Raw genomic sequence first — 10207 nt, 5'->3', positions numbered from 1 at the left:
GGTGGAAACCGGACTCATCAAGCCGCAGGAACTCAAGCGCGTGGTGGTGGACACCACCGTACAACCCAAGGCGGTGGCGCACCCGACCGACAGCCGCTTGCTCGAGACCGCGCGCACCAAGCTGGTGCAAGCAGCCAAGCAAGCCGGCATTGCACTGAAGCAGACCTTTGCCAAGGAAGGCAAAGACCTCAGCCGCAAGGCTGGGCGCTATGCGCACGCGCGGCAGTTTGCGCGCATGCGCCGGGTCATCAAGCGTCAGCGCACCATCGTGGCCAGGCTGCAGCGCGAGATCGAGCGCAAGGCCAGCCGCCTGGGGCAGGCCATCCAGAGCGCTCTTGGCCACACCCTCAACAAGGCGGCGCGTCTGGTGGCGCAGACTGCCAACCGAAAGACCGCCGACGGGACTCGAAAGCTCTACGCCTGGCACGCGCCGGAGGTGGAGTGCATCAACAAGGGCAAGGCCCGATGCCCTTACGAGTTCGGCGTCAAGGTCGGCATTGCCAGCACCCTGAAGCACAGCCTCATCGTCGGAGCCCGGGCCTTCCATGGCAACCCCTACGACGGCCACACGCTGCAAGCGCAGCTGGAGCAGGCCACGATCCTGATGCAGGACAGCGGCATCAAGCCCAACACGGCCTATGCCGACTTGGGCTACCGCGGGGTGGAGGCCGACATTGCGGATGTGCGCCTGGTGCACCGCGGCAAGATCAAGCGCCTGACGCACGAGGAGCGCAGACTGCTCAAGCGCCGCCAGGCCATCGAGCCGGTCATCGGGCACTTGAAGCAGGATCACCGCATGGACAGGTGCCATCTCAAGGGCGAGCAGGGCGACCGGCTGCACGCGGTGCTGTGCGCGGCGGGCTACAACATCCGCTGGCTGCTGCGCATGATCACGAAGAAGGGCGTGCCCTTCTTGAGGCGAGCTTTTTTGCGCCTCATTGCGGCCGTGCGCCTCATCGGCCGGTGGCTCGCCCAGCGGCGGCCAACCGAGACCAGTGGCGCCAACCCTGCCCAGCTGCGGCTAAGGGCGGCGTGAAAATGAATTTTTCAGGGACGACTATTTCACCGCAGGTGCCATTGTGATTGCCTAAACTGGTTTTTATGGCTTGTAACCATTGTTCATGTTGGTAAGCGATGAGCGACGAGCCCGCCGGCGGTATGGTGCAGATCTTGTTTAAATTGTAGAGTCCGTCACGGGCGCGAATGCGATCGATACGCAGTGCATCTAACATGTAGTAACCGAGCATGTTGGCTTGAGTGCGCAAATAGGCACTTTCGGCGTTCTTGAGGGCTTGAGCTTGCATGCGAACCATACCAATCACGCCTATCGAAAATACGATGATTGCGACCAATACTTCCACCAGTCCCGCGCCACGCTGGTGCGGGCGGTGAAGCCGGTTAGCCACAGTGATGGATTTCGGTGCTTTCATGGGCCAGGACAAGTCGCGTCGAGTGCGGGCGCAGCGTCGGATGCGATGCGCCCTGTTACGCTGATGACCAGGTCGCGCGCGCGCTTGCCGTCTTCGAGGTGGGGGCTGGTGCTACAGACGCGCAGCGTGCCGGCTAGCATGGCTCGGTTGAGCTGCCGACTTTGACCTTCGGCGGTAAACGAAACATATGTGGCCGTTCCATTGGCGCCTCCATTGCCAAGAACACGCAAGGGCGCGGGCAGCGCCTGTCGTGTGGATAGGATGGTGTCGCCCGAATCAACGGCGGGCGTCGCACCAACGGTGTTGTCCAAGAAAACGATCCAACCGTTGTGCCAGGCACCGCTGTTGTCACAGTTCGTCAGGCTGGTATTGGCTTTGCAAACCGTCACTCGCGCATTGCGTCGGATGGCCTCGATGCGAGCCAGTTGGAGTGAACCATAGAGGTCTTGGGTGGCGCTGCGCAGCTGATTGCTGGCAATAAACCCTTGAAAGCTGGGTAATCCAATGGCAGCCATGATACCCAGTACAGCCACCGCGACCATCAGCTCGACCAAGGTGACCCCGGAGCAGGCACGCAGTACCCGACGTGTGCGCCGCGCGCATCGGAGATTCATCGCATCCACTTGCATGTCCGAAATCGTAGCCCCAGTACGGACCGCCGGATCGCTTGGGCGATGGACGCGGTCGATCGACGGATGAGCGGCGTGTTTGCGCGCGTAGTTGGTGCGATGAGCGCCGAACAGCCGTGGTGCTGAGCTAGCCAGGGCTTGCGTACATCGTGTGGAGGGCGAAGGTGGGACAGGTGGGGTTTGATAGGTGGTGCGGCAGGTGATCGGGGACTTTGGGACCCCAGTAAGCGATGTGTGGCTCGTCCACCGGCGGCCGTGCCACTCTTGCGTTACGGTTCGTCCCGCACCACCACCTCCCCCCGCAGCGAGTGCGGCAGCGCCTGGGTGATGGTGACGTCGATCATCTGGCCGATGAGACGTTGGGCGTGTGGGCCGCCGTCGAAGTTGACGATGCGGTTGCACTCGGTGCGGCCCATCAGTTCGTGCGGGTTTTTCTTCGACGGGCCTTCGACCAGGATGCGTTGTACGGTGCCGACGCGGCTGGCGCTGATGCGCGCAACATTCGCTTCCAGCGCCTTCTGCAAGGTGTGCAGACGGCGCAGCTTGACGTCGTGCGGTGTGTCGTCGGGCAAGTCGGCCGCTGGGGTACCCGGGCGGGGGCTGAAGATAAAGCTGAAGCTGGCGTCGAAGCCCACGTCTTCGACCAGCTTCATCAGTTTGGCGAAGTCGTCTTCGTTCTCGCCAGGGAAGCCGACGATGAAGTCACTCGACACACTGATGTCGGGGCGCACCGCGCGCAGCTTGCGGATGGTGTGCTTGTACTCCAAGGCGGTGTAGCCGCGCTTCATCGCCGCCAGGATCCTGTCGCTGCCGTGCTGCACCGGCAGGTGCAGGTGATTGACCAGCTTGGGGATGCGTGCGTAAGCCTCGATCAGCCGCGGGGTGAATTCGTTGGGGTGGCTGGTGGTGTAGCGCAGGCGCTCGATGCCGGGGATGTCGGCCACACACTCCAGCAGCAGGGCGAAGTCCTCGCCTTCGCCGCCACGCCAGGCGTTGACGTTTTGGCCCAGCAGGGTGATTTCTTTGACGCCCTGCTCGGCCAGGCCGGCCACCTCGACCAGTACGTCCTCCAGCGGGCGAGAGACTTCTTCGCCGCGGGTATAGGGGACCACGCAATAGCTGCAGTATTTGCTGCAGCCTTCCATGATGCTGACGAAGGCCGAGGCGCCCTCGACCCGCGCTGGCGGCAGGTGGTCGAACTTTTCGATTTCGGGGAAACGGATGTCCACCTGCGGCCGCGCTTGCCTTTGGCGCTCGCGCAGCAGCTGCGGCAGGCGGTGCAGGGTCTGCGGGCCAAAGACCACATCCACGTACGGGGCGCGTTGGATGATGGCTTCGCCCTCCTGGCTGGCGACACAGCCGCCGACGCCGATGAGCACCCCCCTCTTCTTGAGATGCTTGACCCGCCCCAAGTCGGAGAAGACTTTTTCCTGCGCCTTTTCGCGCACCGAGCAGGTGTTGAAGAGGATGAGGTCGGCCTCTTCGGGGTCGTCGGTGGGGGTATAGCCTTCAGCGGCGGCCAGCACGTCGGCCATCTTGGCCGAGTCGTATTCGTTCATCTGGCAGCCGAAGGTGCGGATGTAGACTTTTTTGCTCATGATGCAGCGGCGCTGGTGTGGATCCAGGGGCTGAAAATGGATCAATTATCGCCCGAAAGTTCCATCAAACCAAGCGCCAGCGCCGCAACACGGCCTTTTCCAGCTCCAGCACCGCCAGCACCGCCACCCCCATGGCGGCGCACAACGCCAGCTGTGGCAGCGACAGCGCCGCACTGCCAAACCATTCGTGCATGAACGGGGTATAGGTGAAGAGGGCCTGCAAGGCGCAGGCGCCGGCGACGGCCAGCAGCACGCGCGGGGTGCCCTGTACCCCGGCCCAGGTGAACGAGGGTGCCCGCAGATAGCGCACGCTAAACAGATAAAACACCTCCATGGCCACCAGGGTATTGACGGCCAGGGTCTGCGCGGTGGCGTGGTCGTGTCCGTTGTCCAGCGCCCAGCGGTAGACGCCAAAGATACCGATGGCAAACAGCGCCGACACCAGGGCGATGCGCCACAGCACGAACGGCGTGAGCATCGGCTGCTTCGGTGGCCGCGGCGGGCGGCGCATCACGTCGGCTTCGGTGGGTTCGAAGGCCAGCACCGCCGCCAACGCGATGGAGCTGACCATATTGACCCACAGGATTTGTACCGGCGCGATCGGCAAGGCCAGCCCCAGCAGTACGGCCACCAGCAAGGACACCGATTCGCCGCCATTGATGGGCAACAAGAAGGTGATCACTTTGCGCAGGTTGTCATAGACGGTGCGGCCTTCGCGCACGGCGCGCGCGATGGTGGCGAAATTGTCATCGGTCAGCACCATGGCGGCGGCGCGCTGCGCGGCCTCGGTGCCTTTTTGCCCCATTGCCACACCCACGTCGGCGGCTTTGAGGGCCGGAGCGTCATTGACACCGTCGCCGGTCATGGCTACCACCTCACCGTGAGCCTGCAGTGCACGTACCAGGCGCAGTTTGTGTTCCGGCGCCGCGCGTGCGAAGACGTCGCAGTGCCGCACCGCACGGCGCAGCGCCGCCTCGTCGAAGGCTTCGATGTCGGCACCCGTCAGCACGTGGTCGGTGGCACGCAGCCCCAGCGCACGCGCGATGGCCTGCGCGGTCAAGGCGTGGTCGCCGGTGATCATCGTGACGCGTATGCCCGCGCCCTGGCACAGCGCGATGGCGGCGCGCGCTTCTTCCCGCGGTGGATCGATGATGCCGACCAGTCCCACCAGAGCGAGATCGGCGGGGAGGGTTTCGTGCGTGAGCGCAGCGCCGGCTGGCAGTGTGCCGCGCGCCATCGCCAGTACGCGCCGCCCCAGCGCCGCCTGGGCCTGAATGCGCTGCTCCCAAGCGGCCTGCTGCAGTGCCATGGACTGTCCACGCTCGTCGAGGGCGTGGGTGCATAGGGCCAACACACGCTCCGGCGCCCCCTTGAGCCACACTTCCAGCGAGCCATCGTCGCGCCGGTGGGCCGTGGCCATGTAGCGCCGACTCGATTCGAACGGTAGTACCGCGGTGCGCGGACGCTCCAGGGCCAAGCGCTGCGGGTCCAGCCCCGCCTTCATCGCCAGCGTCAGCAGGGCCCCTTCCGTGGGGTCGCCGGCGAGCTGCCAGTGGCCGTCTTCGGCGCGCAGCAGCTCGGCGTCGTTGCACAGCGCAGCCCCTTCGGCCAGCGCAAGCAGGGTCGGCGCTTCGCGCCAGAGTTCACCCGGCTGCAGGGGCGCGCCGTCGCGCAGCAGGGCGCCGGTGGGTGCGTAGCCCACCCCTTCGACGTCGATCAGCGCCTCGGCGAGCACGACCTGCTGCACCGTCATTTCGTTGCGCGTGAGGGTGCCGGTTTTGTCCGAGCAGATGACGGTGACGCAGCCCAGGGTTTCGACCGCTGGCAGCCGCCGCACGATGGCGCGCTGCTGGGCCATGCGCTGCACGCCGATGGCGAGCGTCACCGTCATGATGGCCGGCAGTCCTTCGGGGATGGCGGCCACGGCCAACCCCACCGCAGCCATGAAGGTGTCCAGCGCCGGCAGCCCGCGCACGCCCCATCCAAAGCCGAACAGCAAGGCCGCAGCGGCCAGCACGGCCAGTGTGATCCAGCGGCCCATCTGCGCCATTTGCCGCACCAGCGGCGTGCTGGTTTCGGCTACGTCTTGCAGCAGTTGGCCGATGCGGCCAACCTCGGTTGCCATCCCCGTGGCCACCACCACCCCCACCCCTTGGCCGGCGGTGGCCAGGGTGCCGGCGTAGCCCATGCTGCGCCGATCGCCGAGCGCGGCGTCGGCCGCCACCGCGGCCGGGTGTTTGCTCACTGGGACCGACTCACCGGTGAGGGCGGATTCATCGATCTGCAGTTCATGCGTGCTCAGCCACCGTACGTCGGCGGGCAGATTGTCACCTGCGTTGACCTGAATCACGTCACCCGGCACCAGATGGGCCGCATCGAGGGCCAGCAAATGGCCGTCGCGCCACACATGTGCTTGCGGGGCCAGCAGGCGGCGAATGGCCGCCAGGGCGCGCTCGGCTTTGCCCTCCTGCACCAGCCCGATGGTGACGTTGAGCAGCACCACGGCGACGATGACGGCGGCGTCGACCACGTGATCGATGGCGACCGTGATGGCCGCGGCCACCAGCAGCACCCAGATCAGCAGGTTGTCGAACTGCCGCAGCACACGTCGCCACAGGGGCATGGGCGGCGCTTCTCGCAGCCGGTTTTCGCCGTGCTGCAGCAGGCGCGCGGCGGCGTCGGCGGCACTGAGTCCGCGTGCGTGGCTGCCCAGATGCTCGAGGGTGGCGTCGGGCGGCAGGGCGTGCCAGAGGGGGGCACTGGAGGCGGGGTCTGACGTCTGGGAAGGTGCCGGGCGGGGCGGCAAGGGGTGCGGTGCGCGGGTCATGACCATGGGTAGTGTGGGGTTATCGGCTTTGAGTGTCCACCAGCGAACCCGTTCCGAGCCCAGACGCCCGACGCGGTCAGAGTTTGACCTAGCGCAAACGTCGCAGAGCGGCCGCCGCGCCGCGCACGAAAGCGGCCCATGCGGGATCCTGCCCATGTGCCGTCAACCACTGCGCGGCCAGCTGCAGGTCGCGCTGGGCACCGATGCGCGTTTGCCAATCGCGCGCGTGCCGTTGCCAGCGCAACAGGCGTCGCAGCAGCCGGCCACCCAGGGTCGGAGCGACCGCTTCGGCGCCGTAGCGCAGCCGTTTGGCCAGCAGGCGCGCCGCGTGCAGTATCTCGACGCGGTCTGGGCTGCCAGCCGGCTGCGCCGGCGCCGCGGCGGGCACGTTCGGCGCTTCTGGCGCGTCGGCCGGTGTGGCCGCTGGAGCCAGGGAGGCCGCGCCCGTGTCGCTCTGGGCCGCCTCTAGGGTGCGCAGCAGGCGCTGCTGCCAGCGGCGCAGACGCTCAGCCGCCCAGTCCTCGGGGGCGTCGATGCGGGCCGGCAGCGCGTGCAGCCACGCACTGCAGACCAGCAGAGCCTGGGTGACACTGGGCTCACGCAACAGGGCCCGAAGCCGTTGGCGCTGCTGCGCGGCGGCGTGCCGCAGCGCGCGCAGACTGCGTTGCACGGCGCGCTGCCGTTCGGGATGTTGAGTGGCGTCTTCGATAAAGGCGTCGGCCCAGGCGGGTAGGGTTTCCGTTTGGGCCACATCCAGATCACGCACCGCGCCCAGGGCATCAAGCAGCGGGCGCAACGCGGCGCGGTCGGGCGGTGGCGGCAACCACGGCCGCAGCAGGCGCAGCAGGCTGCGCCAGCGCCGCCAGCCGACGCGGGCTTGGTGAACGGCTTCCGGGTCGTCGCTGCGCGCAATCAGCAGCAGGTTGTCGCACAGTTGGCCCAGGGCGTCGCCCAGTGCAGCGCGTGCGACGGTGGCAGGGTCGGCGGCGCGCGGTAGGTTGGGCGTGCGCGCCCGCACCGCGGCGTCGAAGCATCCGTCGGCCAGACGCTGGGCCTGCTGCGCCTTGCTGGTTCGCGCCGGGATCAAGGGCAGGCGTGTGCCCAAGCGCGCGGCCAGTTCGTACAGGGCGGTCGCGTCGCCCTCGATCAGTTCCAATTCCAGCTCCAACAGGGGGGCGCGCCGCCCCACGGCGCGTAGGCGGCCCACGTCCAGCGCTACCTCGATGACGCTGCCGTCGCGTCGGCGCACCGTCCACAGGGTGCGCACGCATTGGGTTTCATAGACCGGTCGTAGGGCGGCAACCTGCGCCTCCCAATCGGGCAGTCCACCCAAGGGCGTGTTGGTCAACGCCGCGGTGTCGAGGGCAGTGCGGCGCAACGGTGTCGTCCACTCGCCGCGCGTACTCAAGGCGCCTTCACCCGCGGTTTTGAGGGTTTGCTCCCATTGCCGCGCGCCGCCAGGCGCCTTCGCATCGATGCCATTCAACGCGTGTTCGGTGGCGTCGAGCCGTTCGATGCCGCGCACCCGCAATGCGCAGCGCTGCTGGCGCAGCCAGCCGTCGGGGGTGTCGTAATAACGGTTGGTCAGGCGCAGGCGCTGTATGGGGCGGTGTCGCAGCAGCGGATGCGAGCGCAGCGCGCGCTCCACTTGGGCGCCATCCAAACCAGGAAGCGCCAGCTTCAGCTCGATTTCTTGCGGCACAATCCTTCTCCGTACCGAACGCATGCGCCCGTGCCCGATCAGCGTCATGCCGGCAGGCCCGGCGTGGCCCTGGGCTGCTGGATGGGATGCGAGCGCTTGCCGGTTGGTTTCCGATCGCCAGTCCACCCGGGCATCATCCTACTCCGAATCCCATGCTCCACACCAGCCGCGATCTGTCTCACCTGCAGCCCCGCGACCGCGCCGAAGTGCTGGCGCAGGCACTGCCCTACATCCGCAAGTACCACGGCAAAACGATGGTCATCAAGTACGGCGGCAATGCGATGACCGACCCCGAGTTGCAAGCAGCGTTTGCCGAGGACGTGGTGCTGCTCAAGCTGGTGGGTATCAACCCCGTGGTGGTGCACGGTGGCGGCCCGCAGATCGAGACCTTGCTCAAGCGCCTGGGCAAACAGGGCCAGTTCATCCAGGGCATGCGCGTGACCGATGCCGAGACGATGGAAGTCGTCGAGTGGGTGCTGGCGGGGGAGGTGCAGCAGGACATCGTCGGCCTGATCAACCGTGCCGGGGGCAAGGCGGTGGGCTTGACCGGGCGCGACGGCGCCATGATCCGCGCGCGCAAGCTGCGCATGGTCGATCTCAATGACCCCAGCGTCGAACACGACGTCGGCCAGGTCGGCGACATCGTCTCCATCGACCCGTCGGTGGTGCGGGCCTTACAGGAGGATCAGTTCATCCCGGTGGTCAGCCCGATCGGCTTTGGCGAGCACAACGAGAGCTACAACATCAACGCCGACGTGGTGGCAGCCAAACTGGCCACCGTGCTGCAAGCCGAAAAACTGCTGATGCTGACCAACATCCCGGGCGTGCTGGACAAACAGGGCCAACTGTTGCCTGAGTTGACGCCACGCCGCATCGACGAGTTGGTGGCCGACGGCACCATCAGCGGCGGCATGATCCCCAAGATCGCCGGTGCGCTGGATGCGGCCAAGAGCGGGGTGCGCGCGGTGCACATCATCGACGGCCGCGTGCCGCACGCCATGCTGTTGGAGGTGTTGAGCGATCAGCCCTTCGGCACCATGATTCGCTCTCACTGAGGGCGAACCCGCAGGCGGGCCGTGTGCGCCCGCCCCTCGGGTGGGTGGGTTTCATCCATCCGCCGGCGCGGGGCGGCGTGTCGTTGGGGCAGCGGCCGCGTGCGTTGGCCGGGGCGCGGCGCCCCGGCGCACATACCGGTTGACAAGACCGCAAACCCCTCTAAAATAGAACGATCGTTCGTTTTATTTTGGAGGTCCCGATGGCCGAGAGCGACGTTTCTCGCACCACTGGCAGTCGTGTCCGGGGAGCGCACACCCGCGCTGCCACCACCCGGGCCACGAAAGCGGTGCACAAGGGGCAGCAAACGAAAGCCGCCATTGTGGACGCGGCGCTGTCGCTGGCTTCCCAGGTCGGGCTCGAGGGTCTGAGCATCGGGGCCATCGGCGAGATCATGGGCATGAGCAAGTCGGGCGTCTTTGCCCACTTCGGCTCACGCGAGGAGTTACAGATCTCGGTGGTGCGCGAGTACCACGCTCGCTTCGAGCGCGAGGTCTTTCGTCCGGCGCTGGCCGCTCCGCGCGGGTTGCCGCGCTTGCGGGCGCTGTTCGATAACTGGATGCGGCAGACGTCGCTCGAAATCGACTCCGGCTGCATCTACATCAGCGGTGCGGTCGAGTTCGACGACCGTCCGGGACCGGTGCGTGACGCGCTGGTCGAGACCGTCAACACCTGGCAGGCGGCGGTGCGTCGCGCGGTCCAGTTAGCCATCGACGAGGGGCACCTGCGCGCCGACACCGACCCGGCGCAGATGGCCTTCGAGATCCACGGACTCATTCTGGCGCTGCACTACGAGGCGCGTTTTCTGCGCAGCCCGGGCGGCTTGCAGCGCGCGCGCACCGGCTTTGACAACCTGTTGGCACGGTACCGTCGCCAGGACACGTAAGCCGCCAGAGCGCAGGCGCCTGTGCCGTGCTACGCGTCGAATGCGTTTTCGTTTTCCACCCAACCCTGAACTCAGGAGACCC

Annotated in this window: 8 protein-coding genes; 3 read left to right on the top strand and 5 right to left on the bottom strand. The window is 66.7% G+C overall.

Features of this window, described 5'->3' with window-relative positions; translation table 11 throughout:
• The coding region (locus tag Tchar_RS01550) for an IS5 family transposase (protein ID WP_236640087.1) at positions 1–1036 on the top strand (1036 nt) is incomplete at its 5' end.
• On the opposite strand, the gene pilV is transcribed toward Tchar_RS01550, so the two are convergent.
• The 5 genes from pilV to Tchar_RS01525 all read right to left on the bottom strand — a co-directional run bounded on the left by pilV (position 954) and on the right by Tchar_RS01525 (position 8186).
• A complete protein-coding gene (gene pilV, locus Tchar_RS01545) occupies positions 954–1430 on the bottom strand; it encodes a type IV pilus modification protein PilV (protein ID WP_144327331.1) in 477 nt (158 codons plus the stop codon). The two genes, Tchar_RS01550 and pilV, sit on opposite strands and share 83 nt — an antisense overlap.
• Positions 1427–2059, bottom strand: coding sequence for a GspH/FimT family pseudopilin (locus Tchar_RS01540; RefSeq protein WP_144327330.1), 633 nt, complete (start codon positions 2057–2059; stop codon positions 1427–1429). The genes pilV and Tchar_RS01540 overlap by 4 nt, the downstream gene beginning before the upstream one ends.
• 269 nt (positions 2060–2328) lie before the next feature.
• Positions 2329–3657 (bottom strand): tRNA (N6-isopentenyl adenosine(37)-C2)-methylthiotransferase MiaB, encoded by a 1329-nt coding sequence (gene miaB / locus Tchar_RS01535; protein WP_144327329.1) that lies wholly within the window; start codon positions 3655–3657, stop codon positions 2329–2331.
• A gap of 64 nt (positions 3658–3721) precedes the next feature.
• Positions 3722–6490 carry a cation-translocating P-type ATPase gene (locus tag Tchar_RS01530; protein WP_236640086.1) on the bottom strand — a complete coding sequence of 923 codons (2769 nt, stop codon included), beginning with the start codon at positions 6488–6490 and terminating at the stop codon, positions 3722–3724.
• An 82-nt stretch (positions 6491–6572) separates the two neighbouring features.
• The gene (locus Tchar_RS01525; RefSeq protein WP_161595426.1) at positions 6573–8186 is read right to left on the bottom strand and encodes a CYTH and CHAD domain-containing protein; all 1614 of its coding nucleotides are present in this window, start codon (positions 8184–8186) and stop codon (positions 6573–6575) included.
• Positions 8187–8338: 152 nt separating this feature from the next.
• Here Tchar_RS01525 and argB point away from each other — a divergent pair, with 152 nt between their 5' ends.
• Both argB and Tchar_RS01515 read left to right on the top strand, forming a co-directional pair.
• Positions 8339–9241 (top strand): acetylglutamate kinase, encoded by a 903-nt coding sequence (argB, locus tag Tchar_RS01520; protein ID WP_144327327.1) that lies wholly within the window; start codon positions 8339–8341, stop codon positions 9239–9241.
• Positions 9242–9441: 200 nt separating this feature from the next.
• Entirely contained in the window at positions 9442–10125 is a 684-nt protein-coding gene (locus tag Tchar_RS01515) for a TetR/AcrR family transcriptional regulator (RefSeq protein ID WP_144327326.1), read from the top strand.
• Positions 10126–10207 lie beyond the last annotated feature (82 nt).

The sequence above is a fragment of the Tepidimonas charontis genome, from assembly GCF_007556685.1.
Classification (GTDB): domain Bacteria; phylum Pseudomonadota; class Gammaproteobacteria; order Burkholderiales; family Burkholderiaceae_C; genus Tepidimonas; species Tepidimonas charontis.
The sequence above is the reverse complement of the archived record's forward strand: the minus strand, read 5'-3'. Positions and strand labels throughout refer to the sequence as shown.